The sequence below is a fragment of the Paenibacillus humicola genome (assembly GCF_028826105.1).
Taxonomy (GTDB): domain Bacteria; phylum Bacillota; class Bacilli; order Paenibacillales; family Paenibacillaceae; genus Paenibacillus_Z; species Paenibacillus_Z humicola.
In genome coordinates, this window is the sequence record NZ_JAQGPL010000001.1 from 3,292,533 (window position 1) to 3,310,853 (window position 18,321).

Below are 18,321 nucleotides of genomic sequence, written 5' to 3' on the forward strand. Positions count from 1 at the left end.
AAATTCCTTCTTTATGACGCAATACTTTGCAAACTGTTCCGAATTGTGAGAATTTTCAAAGACTAACGGCAGCCGTTTACAGCATCAGCCAATCTTCTTCCGTCAGACGTATCTTTTGCAGCCGTTTTGCTCGTCCTGTCGAATCGTCGATCTCCGCCAGCACGGCGTGAAAATGCCACGCGCCTTCGTCGACGACGAACCGGGCCGGAAGCTGCGTCATAAACTTATGCATCACCGCGCCGCGCTCCATGCCGAGCACGCCTTCCTTGGAGCCGACCATCCCGACATCGGTTACATACGCCGTACCTCCCGAAAGTATCGTATCGTCGTTTGTCTGGACATGCGTATGCGTCCCGACCACAAGCGAGGCTCGACCGTCCAAATGCCAGCCCATGGCAATTTTCTCCGAGGTCGCTTCGGCGTGGAAATCGACCAGAATATGATTCGTCTCGTTACGGAGTTGCTCCAGCAGCTCATCCGCCTTCCGAAACGGACAATCGATCGGAGGCAGAAACGTCCGGCCTTGCAGGTTGACGATCGCCAGCTCCTTGCCGTTCGCTTTAATCAGCGCAGCGCCTTGACCAGGCGAGCCCGGCGGAAAATTCGCCGGCCGCACGAGCTTGGGCTGATCGTCGATCCACTCGAAAATGTCCTTGTTGTCCCACGTATGGTTTCCCATCGTAATGCCGTGGACGCCTGCGTCCAGCAGTTCCTTTACGATCGCGGACGTGATGCCCCGGCCGGCGGCGGCGTTCTCTCCATTCGCGATGACGATATGCGGGTTGTATTTACTCTGAAGCGAGGGAAGCACCTTCTTCACCGCCGCCCGGCCGACGCTGCCGACGATATCGCCAATAAACAGGACATTCATGATCTTGGCTCCTTTGCGTTATACGAATAGAAAAGTGGCTGAAGGTCAGCCACTTTTCGGAAGGGTATTCGGATTGGGTTTATTTCGCGTATTCCACCGCTCGCGTCTCGCGAATGACCGTCACCTTGATGTGACCGGGATAATCGAGTTCGTTCTCGATTTTCTTCGTGATATCGCGTGCCAGGCGGAACGCTTCCGTGTCGTCGATTTTCTCCGGCTGTACCATGACGCGCACTTCGCGTCCGGCCTGAATGGCGTACGATTTCTCGACGCCTTCGAACGATTCGGAAATGTTTTCGAGCTTCTCGAGACGTTTGATGTACGTTTCGAGCGTTTCGCGCCTTGCTCCCGGACGCGCTGCCGACAGGGCGTCTGCGGCGCCGACGAGCATGGCGATGACCGACGTCGCTTCGCAATCGCCGTGATGGGAAGCGATGCTGTTGATGACGACCGGGTGTTCTTTGTATTTCTTTGCCAGCTCAACGCCAATTTCGACATGGGAGCCTTCCACTTCGTGGTCAAGCGCCTTGCCGATATCGTGCAGCAAGCCGGCCCGCTTCGCAAGCGTAATGTCTTCTCCCAGCTCGGCTGCCATCAGACCCGTCAAATAGGCAACTTCCATCGAATGCTTGAGCACGTTCTGCCCGTAGCTCGTCCGATACCTCAAGCGGCCCAATATTTTGATCAGATCCGGATGAAGGCCGTGAACGCCGACCTCGAACGTTGCCTGCTCGCCGTATTCGCGAATCCGTTCGTCCACTTCCCTGCGCGATTTCTCGACCATTTCTTCGATGCGCGCCGGATGGATACGGCCGTCCGCAACAAGCTTCTCCAGCGAAGTGCGGGCGATTTCGCGGCGTATCGGATCGAAACCGGACAAGATGACCGCTTCCGGCGTATCGTCGATAATGAGATCGATACCGGTCAACGTTTCCAATGCGCGAATATTGCGGCCTTCGCGTCCGATAATGCGGCCCTTCATTTCTTCGTTCGGCAGAGCGACGACCGAAACCGTCGTTTCCGCCACATGATCCGCCGCACAGCGCTGAATCGCGAGCGAGATGATGTCGCGTGCCTTTTTGTCCGCTTCCTCTTTCGCCTGCATTTCGATTTCCTTAATCATTTGAGCCGTTTCATGACGCACTTCCTGCTCGACATTGGTGAGAATGATCTGCTTCGCTTCCTCCATCGTCAGGCCCGAAATGCGTTCCAGCTCATGAAGCTGCTGTTTGTACAGCGTATCGATCTGTTCCTGCGTTTCCTCGATTCGCTTCTCCTTGTTGGCCACCTGCTCTTCTTTGCGTTCCAGTGCTTCTATTTTCTTATCCAACGACTCTTCCTTCTGGACGAGCCGTCTCTCAAGGCGCTGTACCTCGTTGCGACGTTCGCGTATGTCTCTCTCGGCCTCGGTACGGAGCTTGTGGACTTCGTCTTTCGCTTCGAGGACCGTTTCTTTCTTGAGCGCTTCCGCTTCTTTCTTCGCATGGTCAATAATTTGACTTGCGGCTTGCTCGGCGCTGGAAATCTTGGCCTCGGCGATCGACTTTCGAATAAAATAACCGACCCCAAAGAAAATCACGCCAACAAGGATAGTGATCGGGAGCCAGAATATCCAAGACATCTTACTCACCTCCTTGTTGCCACCAAATCAAACGTTTGGGACGATATTCGGTTTTCCAGCCGGGTGTTCAGCCCGATTCATTCACTGATTGTGAGTCAAACAAAGAATCAATTTTTGGAAGGAAAATCGATTCAGTTAAGAAAGAATACAAAATCATTTTAGCTTTTCTGAAAATCAATTGTCAAGCCATTGACAGGTCTCGTCTTCTTCCGGCGCAGCGGCGGCGGCCTGAACGGCGCGTCTCGCAATCGGCGCCGGAAAACCCCGGCGCAGCAAAAAAGCGGCCAGCTTCATCTTTCTTTCGCGAAGCTCGCCTTTTAGATGGGGCCATTTCTTTCGCGCCGCTTTCACCGCCGCTTCCGTCTCCGCGTCGTCCCCTTGGGCTTCCGCCGCCGTTTTGGCCGTTTCTTTCGCGACGCCCCGCTGCATGAGCTCCTGCTGCAGCAGCCTCCGCCCTTTCAGCTGCGAGCGCATCCGTTCGGAAACGAAGCGGTCCGCATAATCGTCGTCGTCGATAAGCCGCTCCTGCTGCAGCCGCTCGACGGCATGACGGCATGCTTCCTCGTCCAGCTCTTTGCGCGCCAAATACCTCGCGATCTCCGTCCGGGTGCGGGGTCTGGCGCCCAGGTAAGACAAGGCAAGTGCATAAGCGCGATGCCGTTCGTTTTCCCGAATAATATCCTTCAGCTCGTCCGGATGAATCTCCCTTCCTTTCAGCAGCCGAAACCGGATCAAAATGTCCTCGTGAACGGTCATAAACGGCTCGTCGCCGCCATCCAAAATCAGATGGTATCGCCGTTTCTCTTTCCGGTCCTGTTCTACGGAGGCGATTCTCCGCAGCTCATCGCGGGGTCCGCTATCGCTGTTCACCATCTTCCTCCTTCCGCTCGAACGATTCAAGAAAGAAACGCGACGTCCTCGAGGGCAATCGGCAGCTCTTCCTTTGATCCATTCCGAAATCAATCCCAAACATCGGCTTGGCCGATAATAACGGCAGCCTGGCTATAATAATTGAAAGCCGAAAAGCACCGGTCAGGTGCTTTTCGGCCATGCAGACAAATAACTGCAATATTTGAAACGAAGCGGCAATTAGGTCTTTTCCGTCAATCGATAATTCCGAAAAAAACGGACTCTGTTTGAACCAAGCCTTCTGGACCTGCACAGGCCTATCCTTTGCCGGGACTGACTCCCTGCAGTGTGTCGATTATTCGAGACCCAGGTCAAGCTCGTCCTCTTCGTCACTGCTGAACGAAGCGGGGTTCATTGAGGCTGCCGCCATATTGTTGGCTTCACGAATTTGCTGCTCGATCGTAGCGGAAATTTCAGGGTGATCCTTCAGGAACTGCTTCGCATTCTCCCGGCCTTGTCCGAGGCGCTCGCCGCTGAACGAAAACCAGGCTCCGCTCTTCTGCACGATATCCATTTCGACGCCGATATCGATGATGCTGCCTTCTTTCGAAACGCCTTCTCCGTACATGATATCGACTTCCGCCTGCTTGAATGGAGGCGCAACCTTGTTCTTCACGACCTTCACCCGGGTCCGGTTGCCGACCATATCGTTCCCCTGCTTAATCGTCTCCACGCGGCGAACGTCAAGCCGTACGCTGGAATAAAATTTCAGCGCGCGTCCGCCGGGAGTCGTCTCCGGGTTGCCGAACATTACGCCGACCTTCTCGCGCAGCTGGTTGATGAAGATGGCGATCGTCTTCGATTTGCTGATCGCGCCGGACAGCTTCCGAAGCGCCTGCGACATTAACCGGGCCTGCAGACCCACATGGGAATCTCCCATCTCGCCTTCGATCTCCGCCTTCGGTACCAGTGCCGCCACAGAGTCGATGACGATAATATCGACCGCGCCGCTGCGCACGAGCGCCTCGGCAATTTCGAGCGCCTGCTCCCCCGTGTCCGGCTGCGAAAGGAGCAGCTCGTCGATATTGACACCCAGCTTGCCCGCGTAGACGGGATCAAGCGCATGCTCTGCGTCGATAAAAGCGGCTTGTCCGCCGCTGCGCTGCGCTTCTGCGATTGCATGAAGCGCAAACGTCGTTTTACCGGACGATTCCGGACCGTAGATTTCAATGACGCGGCCCCGCGGAAAACCGCCGATGCCGAGTGCGATATCTAATGCAAGGGATCCGCTGGAAACCGTTTCGACCTGCAGCTGAGCGGATTCTCCCAATTTCATAATGGAACCTTTTCCGAATTGTTTCTCAATCTGACGCAAAGCCATTTCAAGGGCGGCGCGGCGATCTGACAACGAATTCACATCCTTCACGATTTATAGTTTCATGATACCTTGTTTCACCTGCGTTAGCAAGCATTTTTACGAACATATATTCCTATCCCTTCGAAGGTCAAAGGCAATAAAAAAAAACCGCAGCAAAGTAATCTTCGCCACGGTTCTTCCGTCAACTAATGACGATTATAGACGATAAAATCGGGGTTGGCAAGCCGTCGTCACAAAACGTTCACATTCGACTTGTTTACTCGACAGTTCGTCCGTATTCATACGGTTATTTCCGGTCCTTTAATGCCAGCCACAAGCGGTACAGTGCCGATTTGGCCGCCCGGAGCCGAATCATTCCCCGGTTTCCATTCAATTGGGCGGTGTATACTTCCGTCTCCCCGCCGCGGACCGCAAGGCCGATATAAACGAGTCCGACCGGCTTGCCTTCCGACTCTGCGGGCCCCGCGACACCCGTCAGCGCTACGCCGTAATCGCCGCCGGTTATTTCGAGCGTTCGCTCCGCCATGAGCGCGGCCGTCGATTCGCTGATCGCGCCGGGAGCGCCTTCGCCTTCCAGCTGCGCCATCGGGATACCGAGCAGCCGGTGCTTCATATGATTCGTATACGTCACGAAACCGCCAAGAAATTCGCCGCTGCTCCCGGGAATATTCGTGATGAGCTGGGTAAGCAGCCCTCCCGTAACGCTTTCCGCGCTGGCCAGCTTCAGACCTTCGGATCGCAGCAACCGAATAACGGCTTCTTCAAGCGGTATATCTTCCGCTGCGTAAAGATGTTCGCCGACCAGGCTTCGAATCTGCGCCTCCGTCTCGTCCAGCCTTCCCGCAGCCTCCCGCTCGCTCAGTGCCTTGGTTGACAGCCGGATCGCAACTTCGCCTTCCTTGGCGTAAGGCGCGATCGTCGGATCGCTTTGGCCGTCGATCAGCCCGATCAGCTGATGCTCAAGCGCGGACTCGCCGATTCCGGCGAATTTCAGCGTCCTGGAATAAAGGCGCCGATCCTCTCCGGAAACGGTCCTCAGCCAGGCTTTGGCCGGACCGTCGAACATCGGCCGCATTTCGCGCGGCGGCCCCGGCAGCAGCACGTAATGCGTCCCGTCCACGGTCAGCGCGTTTCCGACAGCCAGTCCCGCCTCGTTCTCAAGCGGCGTACAGCCTTCGATCATGTTCGCTTGTCTGCGGTTGCTTTCGATCAGCGGTATGCCCCGCTTCGCGGCCATTTCTTCGATTTTTTTCATGGACGGTCCATGCTCGGTCAAAGAGAGATTTAAATAGTCCGCCAGCGCATCCTTGGTCAAATCGTCCTGCGTCGGCCCGAGGCCGCCGGTGAACAGCACCACGTCCGCCCGCGTCCGCGCCAGCTCGATCGCCTGCCGGATACGGCCGGCGTTGTCGCCGACCACGGTTTGAAAATAAACGTCGATGCCGAGCTCCGCCAGCCCCTGCGAAAGGTAAGTCGCATTCGTGTTGACGGTTTGCCCGAGGAGTAGCTCGGTACCTACCGCGATAATTTCTGCGCGCATAAACAGCAGCTCCTTTTGCCTATTTTATGAATGAAAAGCATCATCCCACGACATGTCAGGGATGATGCTTCATCATCACGAGCCGCCTCACTCGGTTAACGGAATGAGGTTTTTGTTTTTGACGAAATAATCGATGCCGGAATAAACGGTAATGAGAGCCGCGGCCCAGCTGGATACGAGATCGAAGCGGAAATGGACGAACGTAAACGGAAAATTGTTCAGCAGCAGCGCAATGATCATCGTAATCTGCACGGCCGTTTTCCATTTTCCCCATTTGCTCGCGGCCAGCACGACGCCTTCGAGGAGGGCGATCTGGCGAAGACCGGTCACGGCAAACTCGCGGCTAATAATGACGATGGCGATCCAAGCCCCCAGCTTGTTCATCTCCACCAGCGAAATCAGCACGGCCGCCACGAGCAGTTTATCCGCAAGCGGATCGAGCAGCTTGCCGAGATTGGTGACGATTTTGTTCTTCCGGGCAATATAGCCGTCCAGCCCGTCCGTGCTTGCCGCAATGATGAAAATGAGCGCCGCCAAAATCTGATTCCAAGTAATTGAAAAATCGGCAAAAGACAGCGGCTTTAAATTGATGTTGATCAGCAGCAGAAACATGATGATCGGCACGAGAAAAATACGGGCCAGCGTGATGCGGTTGGCTAAATTCACGACAGTCCCTCCCCGGACATATCAAATTCATAAGCGTGCGTGATACGCACCTTTTGAATTTCGCCGATCTGAACCCGGCAATTGGAGATGAACACCTCGCCGTCGATCTCCGGGGCATCGTAAACGGAGCGGCCGACGAAGATATCGCTGCGGCCGTCGTAACGCTCGACGAGCACGTCGATTTCCCGGCCGATATATTTGCCGCTGCTCGCCCGCGACACTTCGCGCTGAATCTCCATCAGCGTATTGGCCCGCCATTCCTTGATCTCATCCGGCACGTGGTCGGGCAGGCGAACAGCCGGCGTATCCTCCTCGGGCGAATACGTAAATACGCCGAGACGGTCGAACTTCATCTCGCGCACAAATTGGCACAGGCGTTCGAAATCCTCGTCGGTTTCGCCCGGGAAGCCGACGATCATCGACGTGCGGATTGCCGCATCGGAAATCCGCGAACGGATTTTAGCAACCAGCTCGCGGGCGTCTCGCTGTCTGCCCGGCCTGCGCATGCGCTTCAAAATCGAATCCTCGCTGTGCTGCAGCGGCATGTCGATATAATTGCAAATTTTCGGATTGGACGCGATCGTTTCGATCAGCTCGTCCGTGAAAAAACCCGGATAGGCATAATGAAGCCTTACCCAGGCGATTCCGTCCACTTCGCTGACGCGCCGCAGCAGCTCGGGCAGCATGAATGTATCGTAAAGGTCCGTCCCGTAATTGGTCGAGTCCTGCGCGATCAGGCTGATTTCCTTGACGCCCTGCGCCGCAAGCCGCTTCGTTTCGTCGACGATCGATTCGATCGACCGGCTGCGGAACTTGCCGCGCATAATCGGAATCGAACAGAAGGTGCACGCATTGTCGCACCCTTCGGCGATTTTGACGTGGGCGGTATAACGGGGCGTTGCGACCAGCCGCGGCAGCTTCCGCTCGTAGTCGAACACCGGATTGCCGACGCGGACCGGCTTCTTCCCTCGCAGCGCCTCGTCGACGATATCGTTGATATGATGAAAATCCCCGGTACCGACGATGCCGTCGATCTCGGGCATTTCTTCCATCAGCTGCTGTTTGTAGCGCTGCGTCAGGCAGCCGGACACGATCAGCGCCTTAAGGCGCGCCGTCTGCTTCAGCTCGGCCATATCCAGAATCGTATTGACCGATTCTTCCTTGGCCGCATCGATGAAACCGCATGTATTGACGATAATCACCGTCGCTTCTTCCGGCTGGTCCACAAGCCGATATCCGCGCTCGTGAATAAGCCCGGACATGATTTCCGAATCGACGAGATTTTTCTCGCATCCCAGCGTGACTACCTTCACTCTTTCCGTCATGGATGTTCCCCCAGATCTTATCCGTAAAGCTTCTTAACAAGTATAATACATGGCCTATAGCGTGTCAAAACAGGAAAAGCCCCGCTTTTCGCAAGCAAAATGCGTCCGGAACGGGACTTTCCTATGAGATGCGAAAGCGTTTTACCGAAAATTCGTAAACTGCAAATCGATCTGCAGATCAGCCCCGCGCAGCAAAGCCATAACCGCCTGCAGGTCGTCCTTGCTTTTCCCCGTCACGCGCAGCTGGTCTCCTTGAATCTGGCTTTTCACCTTCAGCTTCGAGTCGCGAATCAGAATGTTGATCTTCTTCGCGATATCCTGCTCGATGCCCGTCTTCATCTTGATGTTCTGCCTGACCGTTCCCGCCGAAGCCGGCTCGATTTTGCCGTATTCGAGATTTTTGATCGGTACGCCGCGTTTTATCATTTTGGACTGCAAAATGTCAATGACGCTCTTCAGCTTGTATTCGTCGTCCGATACGACGACAAGCTCGTCCTTCTCCAGCTTGATGCTGCTCTTGCTGCCTTTAAAATCGAAACGGGTTTCGATTTCGCGCTCCGCCTGCGTAATGGCGTTGGACAGCTCCTGCATGTCGACCTTCGAGACGATGTCAAAAGAATTTTCCGAGCTCATGCCGATGGTTCCGCTCCTTTCCAAAACTTTCATGTCACGTATTATAACCGAAACCGCGGCGCAAGAAAAGGCATCCCGGGCGCAGCGGGATGCCTTCGTTCGCCATCGGTCCGCACGGCGATGCGCCGGATTTGTCAGCGACCGGTTCATGACGATCGTCAGACTAAGCGTCCGGATTATTTGCCGTCTCTCCGTTCGTTCCCGCCGCTTCAGCCGGATCAACCTGCATATGCCAGGTTCCGGCTTTGTTCCCGTCATTCAACGGCACGCCGTCGATCGTCACGTCGAGAACCTTCGCATTCGAGATGTTGATGTAAACCGGCCCTTGAAAATCGACCTCGGCTGTCTCTCCATCTTTTAACGTCTTCTGCAGCAGAAATTTTCCGTCTTTGCTGTTTTCAGAAACCCCGAACCAGTTGCTGCCGCCTGAAGCTTTAATTTCCACTTTATGTGTTCCTACAGGCGATATTTCATAATAATCGGTTTTGCCCGATGTCCGGGTCAAATTCAGCGTCGTCTGCGTAACGGGTACGTCCGCTGTGCCGCCGGGTGGCGTCTGATCCGCGGTGCCGCCGTTGCTCTCCGTTCCTCCGCTTGCTGTATTGCCATCGTTTGCCGTGCTGTTACCGGGCTTCGCCGCATTGCCGTCCGGCTGATTCACAGGCGGAGGTGCCGTCTGATTCGTCATTTTCCCGTCATCCGCCGAATTGACGTTGTCCCCGCCCGGACGGTTGATCGCAAACACATAGACGATGACAACGATGAGCAGCAGGAACGACCACATCAAGGCTCGGAAGCCCCAGCGGCTCCAGCGGTCCGATGTGGAGCTGTTAGCCGAACGCCGCGGGCGCTGCACCGGCTCGACAATCGGTTCCGGCGCGGGCAAAGGAATTTCTTTCTGATACAATCGCAGCACTTCATCCGCATCGAGTCCGACCGTTTCGGAATAGTTCTTTACGAAAGCGCGGACGTAAAAAGATCCCGGAAGCACCGAGTAGTTGCCTTCTTCGATCGCCTCCAAGTAACGTTTGCGTATTTTCGTCTGTTCCTGAACATCCTCCAGAGTCAAGCCCCGCTGTTCCCGGGCATTACGGAGCAAGGCGCCTAAATCCGACATGTTTTACACCATCCGTTCTACTCAAAATCGTTATAGTTCGACGTGAACGTCTCATAGGTTATCTCTTCGTCCGGTGTATTGCGAAGCTCGATAATATAGTCAAAAGTGCTGTATTCATAGGCCGATTCCCGCACAAAAATATCCGGATGCTCTATGACCTTCGTCGACGGCATCGCCATGATTTCCTGCAGCAGGCCGTAATGCTTCTCGTTCGAGCGGATCGTGCTGACGATTCCGTCGATAATGAATATATTGTTCGGATTCATTTCTTCTTCGGACAACTGACTGCGGACCGTCTGGCGAAGCAGCGTGGAAGATACGAACGTCCACCGTTTATTGGCGCAGACGCTTCCCGCGATAATCGATTCGGTCTTCCCAACGCGCGGCATGCCCCGGAGCCCGATGACCTGGTTGCCTTCCCGCTTGAACACCTCGCCCAGAAAGTCAACCAGCAGCCCCAGCTCGTCGCGCGTAAACCGGAACGTTTTCCGGTCGTCGGAGTCGCGTTCGATATAGCGGCCGTGGCGGACTGCCAATATATCGACCAGCTTGGGGGGCCGAAGCTTATTCACCGTTATATTATCGACCTTCTGCAGCATCTGGCCGAGAATCTCGATTTTTTCCTCGTCGTTCGTTTGCAGCAGCATTCCGCGGGTCCGATTCTCGACGCCGTTGATCGTCACGATGTTCACTTCAAGCATTCCGAGCAGCGAGGCGATGTCGCCGAGCAGGCCCGGACGGTTTTTATGTATCTTATATTCCATATACCACTGTTTGAGCTCCATGAGACACCTCATTTATAGGGAACTGACGTTAACGAAGATATTATTCTACAATATTCGTCAAATTCCTGCAAGATCATTTCAAACCATTGCAGAAAAGCCTCCGGATTCGGGAGGCTTTTCTGTGCGGTGGGAGCTGCTTACGAACGCTGAACCAGCTTGACCATGAGGCGTGCGATCGTCTTCCGTTCCTCTTCGTCTCCAACGTCCCAAATTTCCTTCAGGGCGCGCTGCTTCTCGTTTTTGGGATCGACTTTATCGCTCAGGAACTCGCCGATCTCAAAAGCAAGCTTGGATATCGCTTCCTCGTTCATGCCGATATCCTTCGCTGCGTTCACCCGCTCCTTCAGAAAATCTTTCCACGTGTCAAAATTAGTAAGGACGGTTGTCATTCGTTGCTCCTCCTTTGCGTGTTGACCGTTACCCGGCAACAATCGTATTGTACGCGCAAAGGGGTTTAATTATACGACGAGCCCGGGGCCCGGAAAGTTTCACGTTTTGCGGCGAAGCAAAAGATTCGTCTCCGTCAGGTCAGCCACCCGCCGTTAGGGCTAATGATTTGTCCCGTAATGTAGGCCGATTCCGGCAGTGCAAGAAAATAAACGAGCGAAGCGATTTCATCCGGCTGCGCGAAGCGGCCGACCGGAATTTCGGATTCCAGGGCCGTCTTCTCTTCCGCGCCCAGGTTGTCCAGCATAACGGTATCGACGGCGCCCGGCGCAACCGCGTTGACGGTCACGCCCGACGGAGCGAGCTCCTTGGCGAGCGCCTTCGTAAAAGCGTTCATGCCGCCTTTTGTCGTCGAATACAGCACCTCGCACGATGCTCCGGAAATTCCCCAAATCGATGATACGTTCACGATTCGTCCGAACCGCTGAGTGATCATGGCCGGCATAAACAGCTGCGTGCAAAGGAACATTCCTTTCAGGTTTACGGACATCACGTCGTCCCATTCGTCCTCCGACACGTCAGCCAGCATGCTGTAATGCGCGATTCCCGCGTTATTGACGAGAATATCGGGAACAAGCTCCCGCTGAGACAGCTTTTCCCGCACGCGCACAAGCTGTTCCCGGGAACGCAAATCCGCGGAGACGGTCATCACATTGGCGGCGCCGGCGCGCAGGCATGTGCGGGCCGTTTCGTTGGCGGCTTCATGAGACTGGTGATAATGAATAACGACGTTCATCCCCTCCGAGGCAAACCGGCGCGCAATCGCCGCGCCGATCCCCCGGCTTCCCCCGGTGACGAGCACCGTCATATCCTTAAACGGCTTCACTTCGTTTCCTTGGCGACAATCGACACGGCCATCCGGTTCCAGTCGAAATGGCTTCTGAGCCGGTCGTTGGCTTCCTGCAGCGTTATGCTTTCATAAACGGGAAGCACGCGGAACAAGTCCGCGCCGCGGAAACGGTATCGCGTAAATTCGCCTGCAATCGCTTCGGGGGAATTAAGCATGCGCAGATAACCGCCGATTTTTTTGCGCCGCGTCCGTTCGAAGGCGGTTTCCTGCAGCCCGTTCTCGCTTGCGGCTTCAATCGCCGTACGAAATCTGGCGATCAGCTCATCCGGATCGCGCGTTTCCCCGCCGACGACGGAGAAGGCGTAATCTTCGGCGCTGTTGTATTCGTGTCCGAACGAATCGGAAATCAGATTATCGTCATACAGCTCGTGATATATGGGCGAGCTCGAACCAAGGAGCGCGTCAAGCATCAGCTTCGTGGCGATTTCCGTTCGGAGCAGTTCATCGGGCGCCAGACTCGGTCGATTTTCCTTGAAACCGATCATGCATTTCGGAAGCGAAACGGGAAGCGAGGCCGTTTTGCGCGGCAGCTTGACCGTTTCCGGCTCCGGATCGAAATAACGCGTGATCGGGCCTTGCGTCGGAAACGATTTACCTGCCTGGTTGTTTCGGATCAGCTCCATAACGTTCCGGGGATCGAATCCCCCGACGACGAACAAAAACATGTTCGACGGATGATAAAAGGTGTTGTAGCAGGCATAAAGCGTTTCTTTGTCGATTTTTCGAATCGACTCCGCCGTGCCCGCGATATCGATATGGACCGGGTGTACATGATACAAAGCGTCGATCAGCCCGAAATAGACGCGCCAATCGGCATTATCGCGGTACATGTTGATCTCCTGCTCGATAATGCCTTTCTCCTTCTCGACATTCTCGTCCGTAAAATACGGATGCTGCACGAAATTGATCAGCGTCTCCAGGTTTTCGTTTATTTGTCCGGTAGCCGAAAACAAATAGACCGTCCGGTCGAAGCTCGTAAACGCGTTCGCCGATGCGCCTTGCGAAGCGAACGTGGCGAAAATGTCGCCGGTCGGTTCCTCGAACATTTTATGTTCAAGAAAGTGGGCGATGCCGTCGGGTACGGAAATCGGAGACCCGTCTCCGACCGCGAACCGGTTGTCGACCGAGCCGTATTTGGTCGAGAACGTAGCGTACGTTTTACTGAAGCCCGGCTTCGGCAGGAGCACGACCTCCAGGCCGTTCGGAAGCACTTCGCGGTAGAGCGTTTCCTGGACGCCCGGGTATGCAACGGTTTCCATCGTTACTCGCCCTCCTTTTGGTCGCGCAGAAAGTAGACGGTATCAAGCTCGGTTTTACGCGCGACGGCGGCGATCTGCTCCGGGGTTACCGCCTCCACCTGCCGGATGAGCTCGGCCGTCGTCCGTTCTCGGCCGGACAGCACCGCGTTGAAATCGAAGCCGATCATCTCGTTTGCGGAATCTTGAAGCTCCCGCAAATGATTGGCGATCATTGCCTTCGTCTGATTCATTTCCAAATCGCTATATTGCCCGGACCGCATGCTGTCCAGCTGCTCCCGGATAATGTTCGTCGCCTTCTCGTAATTGCCGAACTCGATTCCGGACTGAATGGTGCAAATGCCTTTATGCCCGTCCAGCCGGGAAGCGGCATAATAAGCAAGGCTTGCTTTTTCCCTGACATTAATAAACAGCTTCGAATGCGGATAACCGCCGAGAATGCCGTTAAACATAAGCGCCGCGGGGTAGTCGTCATCCCCATAGGCCGTGTTCGTGCGCAGTCCCATATTCAGCTTGCCCTGCGTAACGTCCATTCGCTCAATGACGGTTCGCACCTCGGAAGGATGCACGACAACATCCGGGAGCGCATACGCGGACGGCTCCCCGTCCCCGGTACGAAATGCGTCGGCGACATAAGACTTCACCTGCTCAAGATCGGTGTCGCCGACGACATACAAGTCAAGCGCCGCCTCGGACAACCATCTCCGGTACATCGCCGTTAGCGATTCCGGCGTAATTTCATCGATCGCGGCGAGCCGGCCCAGCGGGTGCAGACGGTACGCCTCGTTCCGGCACATCTCTTCGAGACACCGCTCGGCGGCGTACCGGATTTTATCGTTGACGATCGCTTCGAGGCGTTTGCGGAGCGTCCCCTTCTCGGCTTCGACATATTTGGGGCGAAGCCGTCCGCCTTCCATGACCGGATCGGTCACCACTTCGCCGAGCAGCTTCAAGGACGACAGCAGGAGCGGCTGATTCGACGAAACAAACCGGTCGTTGATCACGTCCATCCGAAACTGGATGATTTGAGCGTCTCCGCGCTTGTAGACATCGAATCCGAACCCGGCGCCGTACAGGTCGTCCAGCCGTTCCCGGAACGCGATCGTCTCCGGCGTCGATGCGGTCCCGCGCCTTAACACGAATGGAATCAGAGCGGCGGGCGTCACCGTCTCTTCCTTTAAAGGAAGTCCTGCGTAAAGCGATATCGAAAACGTTTTAAAGCGCTGCGTCGGCATAACATGCAGTCGGATACGGCCTATTCGGCCGCGTTCAAATTGGGAAGTGCTCAAGCGCATGCGTCCCCTTCCGCTCAAGTTTATAAAGTCAATCTATTCCAATCCGCAAGAATCTATTCCATTCTACCCGATTGGAAATGGAAGAAGCAACCCGGGCCGGCAAGCGGGCTGCTTCTTCTTCGTTACATGCAAAAAATATGTTTGCCGATCGTTTTGACCTGCGGACGCGACCAAATCCATTTCGACGTCGCCGTTACCGGATTGAAGTAATAGATGCATCCGCCAGTCGGATCCCAACCGTTGATGGCGTCCTGCACCGCTTTCTTTGCCGTCGCGTTCGGCGTCAGCCAAATTTGGCCGTCGGCCACAGCGGTAAACGCGCCGGGCTGGAAGATGACGCCCGAGATCGAATTCGGGAAGCTCGGCGAACTCAGACGGTTCAGAATTACGGCCGCAACCGCGACCTGGCCGACGTAAGGCTCGCCGCGCGATTCGCCGTAAACCGCATTGGCCATTAGCTTCAAATCGTTGTCCGACAATCCGAGCCTGCTCGATTTGGATAAATTCGTTCCGCCCGCGGAGCCGCCCTGACCGCCCGAAGAAGGTAAGTCGGCGGCGGTCGGCCGCCAGTTTCTCGTCGCTTCCCACAGCTTGAGCTTCGTCTTTGCCGCTACGACGCCGTCCGATTTCAAGCCGAATTTCCATTGAAACCAAGTGACCGAATTTTTCGTTTTCGTGCCGAATTGGCCGTCGACCTTCCCATCGTAAAACCCGAGATATTTAAGACGGCCCTGCAGCTCGTACACGTCTTTGCCCGAGGATCCGGTCTGCAGCGTGGCGCTGCTGAACGTTTCGGCCGTTTTGCCGTTTTCCGCATGCCGCAGCGTAAATGCGCCGAGCAACAGAAGGACGATGACTACAGTCACCGCAACTAGACGATTTCTCATCATCGGTATCTGCCTTTCTCTTGCAAGTGGATTTCGCAAAGCAAGCGAAGCATATACCTAGTATGAGAAAGGGGAATGGCTTCTATGCACGATTTTGTATCAGGAGCTAATCTTTCCGGCGTCGAACTGGTCGATCGTCATAAGCACTTCGCGCGGTTTGCTCCCTTCATACGGGCCTACGATACCCCGGGCCTCCATCTGGTCGACGAGCCGCGCCGCGCGCGTATAGCCGATCCGCATCCGCCGCTGCAGCAGCGAAACGGATGCCTGCTTCGCTTCCAGCACAATACGGGCGGCTTGATCGAACAGCTCGTCAAGCATCTCGTCGTTTTCGGGCGAGACCTCTTCGATTTCCGGCACAAGATCCTCCTTATATTCCGCCTCCGCCTGCGGGCGGGTATAGCCGACGACCGCCTCTACCTCCTGATCGGACAAAAACGCTCCCTGTACGCGAATCGGCTTCGACATCCCGACCGGGAGAAACAGCATATCCCCTCGTCCGAGCAGCTTCTCCGCACCGGCCATGTCAAGAATCGTTCGCGAATCGACCTGCGAGGAAACGCCGAAGGCGATACGCGATGGGATATTCGCCTTAATCACGCCGGTGATGACGTCGACCGACGGCCGCTGCGTCGCAATGATGAGATGGATGCCCGCTGCTCGCGCCATTTGCGCAAGGCGGGTAATCGCATCCTCCACATCGCTCGCGGCAACCATCATCAGATCGGCAAGCTCATCGACAATGACGACGATATACGGAAGCACTGCGGACGGATTGTCGACCATTAACGTGTTGTAACCTTCGATATTACGGGTGCCGGACTTGGAAAACAGCTCGTAGCGTTTTTCCATTTCGACCACGATTTTTTTCAAAGCCAGCGAGGCTCGCCGCGGGTCGGTGACGACCGGGGCGAGCAGGTGCGGTATGCCGTTATAGACGTTCAGTTCGACCATCTTCGGATCGATCATCATAAATTTCACTTCGTCCGGACGAGCCTTATACAAAATGCTGGTAATGATCCCGTTAATGCAGACCGATTTCCCCGAGCCGGTAGCGCCTGCCACTAGCAGGTGAGGCATTTTCGCCAGGTTGCCGACGATCGGCTGCCCGGATATGTCCCGGCCGAAAGCGATCGACAGCTTGGAAGATGCGTTCTGGAATGCGGGCGTTTCCATAACCTCGCGCATCGTGACGACCGACACCTCCATATTCGGCACCTCGATGCCGATTGCGGATTTGCCGGGTATCGGAGCTTCCATCCGGATATCCTTTGCCGCCAATGCCAGTGCGATATCGTCGGTAAGCCCGACGATCCGGCTCACCTTCACCCCGGTCGCCGGCTGCACCTCATATCGCGTGACGGCGGGTCCGCGGACGACGTCCAGCACCTTCGCCCGGACGCCGAAGCTTTCGAGGGTCGCCTCCAGCTTGCGCCGGGCTTCGTGCGCGTCGGACATATCGGTCGACCTGGAGCCGGCGGGAGGCTTGGAGAGCAGGGACAAGGAAGGCAGCTGGTACGGCTTTGCCGCCGGTCGCGGCGGGGCGGCCGGCGGCCAGCCTTCCTCCCCGCTCACGAGCGCTTCGCTTTCCGGCAGAGCCGGTTTACCGGCGCCGCCCAGCTCATCCTCGAACAGTACGGGCTGTACGACACGCTGCCCATTCGGCAGAACGCCTCCGCCGCTCCCGGGACCGACCGAAATCATTTCTGCTTCATTGCCGTCTTCCCAAGGAGGACGATCGGCGGACGGCTGCTCGAGCACCGGGCTCGACGGGGTGCCGCCCGTGGCGGTCCAAGGTTCCTCCTCCTGTTCGTCATCCCATTCCGCAGCCGGGCTTCGACCTTTGGACCGCTCAAGCACAGAGGAGTGCTCATCGTCCATCATCCATTCCTGGTCGTTCGCCGCCTGCGTATCGTCTTCTTTGGGCTGCGTCTCGTTAAACCAGGAAAAAAATAACGATTTCTTTTTCCGGCCGGCCGGCTGAACGGGCGGAAGCTCATCTTCGTCATCGTCGTCAAAATCATCGTCGTCGATGACCGGGTCCTGATTTCTCGCGGCATTGCCCTGCGAGGAAACGGCCAGCGCCGCCGGCCGTCTGGACGCAAGCTTCATGCGAAACAGCGAATAGAGCCGGACGCCCCGCTGGCGGACCATTTTGATCAGGTCGACATACGATCTGCCGGTCATCAGCATAATCGAAATAATGAACATGACGATAAGGATGAATTTTGCGCCGAAATAGCCGAACAGCCAATACAGCAGTGCATATTGAACAGCGCCAGCATAGCCGCCGCTGATCGGTTTCTGCAGCATCGGAGCGTCCTGCTGACCGAGAGGCGGGCTCAGCAGCGCCGAACGGATATCGTCGCCGAGCTGGCTCATAATATAACCGGCCGTCAATCCGCCCGTCGGTTCGACTTTCTGGTCCATGACCGAGATCGAGCTCATAAGAGCAAGCGCAAGGATAAGCAGCAGGAGCCCTGTCTTCCGGCTTGTCCATCTCGTCGGCCACGCTCGCTTGACCATAACGGCCAGTCCGACGTAAACGCCTGCAAGCGCGATGACAAAATAAAATTTGCCGAGTATAAGCCCGAACAGCTTGGACAGCGATCGCCCTACCGTCGCCTCGCCGGACAACGCAATAATCGATACGGAAATGAGCAGAATGCCGTATACTTCATATTTTAAGCTCGTCCCAAGCGAGCTTTTTTTCCGTTTGCGTTTCGCCAATTTCAGTCACCTCGTGCTGCCATTATACCATAGCCGGACGTGCCAATGTGTTATCTTTATCCAGTCCTGCC

16 protein-coding genes are annotated in these 18,321 nt (G+C 55.8%); all 16 read right to left on the minus strand.

The genetic code is table 11. The annotated features are described in order from the left end of the window. Nucleotides 1–76: 76 nt before the first annotated feature. The gene (locus PD282_RS15050) at nt 77–871 is read right to left on the minus strand and encodes a TIGR00282 family metallophosphoesterase (protein ID WP_274651476.1); all 795 of its coding nucleotides are present in this window, start codon (nt 869–871) and stop codon (nt 77–79) included. Between the two features lie 79 nt (nt 872–950). Next, nucleotides 951–2,492, minus strand: coding sequence for a ribonuclease Y (rny, locus tag PD282_RS15055; RefSeq protein WP_274651477.1), 1,542 nt, complete (start codon nt 2,490–2,492; stop codon nt 951–953). 174 nt (nt 2,493–2,666) lie between these two features. After that, nucleotides 2,667–3,362, minus strand: a complete 696-nt coding sequence (locus PD282_RS15060) for a RecX family transcriptional regulator (RefSeq protein WP_274651478.1) — start codon at nt 3,360–3,362, stop codon at nt 2,667–2,669. 334 nt (nt 3,363–3,696) lie between these two features. After that, nucleotides 3,697–4,749: a recombinase RecA gene (gene recA, locus PD282_RS15065; RefSeq protein ID WP_274651479.1), complete on the minus strand. Its 1,053-nt coding sequence runs from the start codon at nt 4,747–4,749 to the stop codon at nt 3,697–3,699. Between the two features lie 256 nt (nt 4,750–5,005). Further along, nucleotides 5,006–6,259, minus strand: a complete 1,254-nt coding sequence (locus PD282_RS15070) for a competence/damage-inducible protein A (protein ID WP_274651480.1) — start codon at nt 6,257–6,259, stop codon at nt 5,006–5,008. Between the two features lie 87 nt (nt 6,260–6,346). After that, nucleotides 6,347–6,925 (minus strand): CDP-diacylglycerol--glycerol-3-phosphate 3-phosphatidyltransferase, encoded by a 579-nt coding sequence (gene pgsA, locus PD282_RS15075; RefSeq protein WP_274651481.1) that lies wholly within the window; start codon nt 6,923–6,925, stop codon nt 6,347–6,349. Further along, nucleotides 6,922–8,250 (minus strand): 30S ribosomal protein S12 methylthiotransferase RimO, encoded by a 1,329-nt coding sequence (rimO, locus tag PD282_RS15080; RefSeq protein WP_274651482.1) that lies wholly within the window; start codon nt 8,248–8,250, stop codon nt 6,922–6,924. Before rimO ends, pgsA begins: the two co-directional genes overlap by 4 nt. A 141-nt stretch (nt 8,251–8,391) precedes the next feature. Continuing rightward, the gene (locus PD282_RS15085; protein WP_274651483.1) at nt 8,392–8,883 is read right to left on the minus strand and encodes a YajQ family cyclic di-GMP-binding protein; all 492 of its coding nucleotides are present in this window, start codon (nt 8,881–8,883) and stop codon (nt 8,392–8,394) included. Nucleotides 8,884–9,046: 163 nt separating this feature from the next. Beyond that, nucleotides 9,047–10,000: a helix-turn-helix domain-containing protein gene (locus PD282_RS15090; RefSeq protein WP_274651484.1), complete on the minus strand. Its 954-nt coding sequence runs from the start codon at nt 9,998–10,000 to the stop codon at nt 9,047–9,049. 17 nt (nt 10,001–10,017) lie between these two features. Continuing rightward, nucleotides 10,018–10,785, minus strand: coding sequence for a DUF3388 domain-containing protein (locus PD282_RS15095; RefSeq protein ID WP_274651485.1), 768 nt, complete (start codon nt 10,783–10,785; stop codon nt 10,018–10,020). 137 nt (nt 10,786–10,922) lie between these two features. Further along, nucleotides 10,923–11,174, minus strand: coding sequence for a DUF3243 domain-containing protein (locus tag PD282_RS15100; protein WP_274651486.1), 252 nt, complete (start codon nt 11,172–11,174; stop codon nt 10,923–10,925). 134 nt (nt 11,175–11,308) lie between these two features. Then, complete coding sequence (ymfI, locus tag PD282_RS15105; protein WP_274655241.1) at nt 11,309–12,040, minus strand: elongation factor P 5-aminopentanone reductase; 732 nt, start codon at nt 12,038–12,040, stop codon at nt 11,309–11,311. A gap of 14 nt (nt 12,041–12,054) precedes the next feature. Further along, a complete protein-coding gene (gene yfmH / locus PD282_RS15110; protein ID WP_274651487.1) occupies nt 12,055–13,341 on the minus strand; it encodes an EF-P 5-aminopentanol modification-associated protein YfmH in 1,287 nt (428 codons plus the stop codon). 2 nt (nt 13,342–13,343) lie between these two features. Next, entirely contained in the window at nt 13,344–14,633 is a 1,290-nt protein-coding gene (gene yfmF, locus PD282_RS15115; RefSeq protein ID WP_420832299.1) for an EF-P 5-aminopentanol modification-associated protein YfmF, read from the minus strand. A gap of 122 nt (nt 14,634–14,755) precedes the next feature. After that, the gene (gene sleB / locus PD282_RS15120) at nt 14,756–15,520 is read right to left on the minus strand and encodes a spore cortex-lytic enzyme (RefSeq protein ID WP_274655243.1); all 765 of its coding nucleotides are present in this window, start codon (nt 15,518–15,520) and stop codon (nt 14,756–14,758) included. 99 nt (nt 15,521–15,619) lie between these two features. Continuing rightward, on the minus strand, nt 15,620–18,250 hold the full coding sequence (locus PD282_RS15125) for an FtsK/SpoIIIE family DNA translocase (RefSeq protein WP_274651489.1): 2,631 nt from the start codon (nt 18,248–18,250) through the stop codon (nt 15,620–15,622). Nucleotides 18,251–18,321 lie beyond the last annotated feature (71 nt).

What these genes read in the sequence shown, in the direction of transcription:
- PD282_RS15050 (WP_274651476.1), bottom strand. Translation starts at nt 871, where the DNA reads ATGAATGTCCTGTTTATTGGCGATATCGTCGGCAGCGTCGGCCGGGCG.
- rny (WP_274651477.1), bottom strand. Translation starts at nt 2,492, where the DNA reads ATGTCTTGGATATTCTGGCTCCCGATCACTATCCTTGTTGGCGTGATT.
- PD282_RS15070 (WP_274651480.1), bottom strand. Translation starts at nt 6,259, where the DNA reads ATGCGCGCAGAAATTATCGCGGTAGGTACCGAGCTACTCCTCGGGCAA.
- rimO (WP_274651482.1), bottom strand. Translation starts at nt 8,250, where the DNA reads ATGACGGAAAGAGTGAAGGTAGTCACGCTGGGATGCGAGAAAAATCTC.
- PD282_RS15085 (WP_274651483.1), bottom strand. Translation starts at nt 8,883, where the DNA reads ATGAGCTCGGAAAATTCTTTTGACATCGTCTCGAAGGTCGACATGCAG.
- PD282_RS15090 (WP_274651484.1), bottom strand. Translation starts at nt 10,000, where the DNA reads ATGTCGGATTTAGGCGCCTTGCTCCGTAATGCCCGGGAACAGCGGGGC.
- PD282_RS15095 (WP_274651485.1), bottom strand. Translation starts at nt 10,785, where the DNA reads ATGGAGCTCAAACAGTGGTATATGGAATATAAGATACATAAAAACCGT.
- PD282_RS15100 (WP_274651486.1), bottom strand. Translation starts at nt 11,174, where the DNA reads ATGACAACCGTCCTTACTAATTTTGACACGTGGAAAGATTTTCTGAAG.
- ymfI (WP_274655241.1), bottom strand. Translation starts at nt 12,040, where the DNA reads ATGACGGTGCTCGTCACCGGGGGAAGCCGGGGGATCGGCGCGGCGATT.
- yfmH (WP_274651487.1), bottom strand. Translation starts at nt 13,341, where the DNA reads ATGGAAACCGTTGCATACCCGGGCGTCCAGGAAACGCTCTACCGCGAA.
- yfmF (WP_420832299.1), bottom strand. Translation starts at nt 14,633, where the DNA reads ATGCGCTTGAGCACTTCCCAATTTGAACGCGGCCGAATAGGCCGTATC.
- sleB (WP_274655243.1), bottom strand. Translation starts at nt 15,520, where the DNA reads ATGAGAAATCGTCTAGTTGCGGTGACTGTAGTCATCGTCCTTCTGTTG.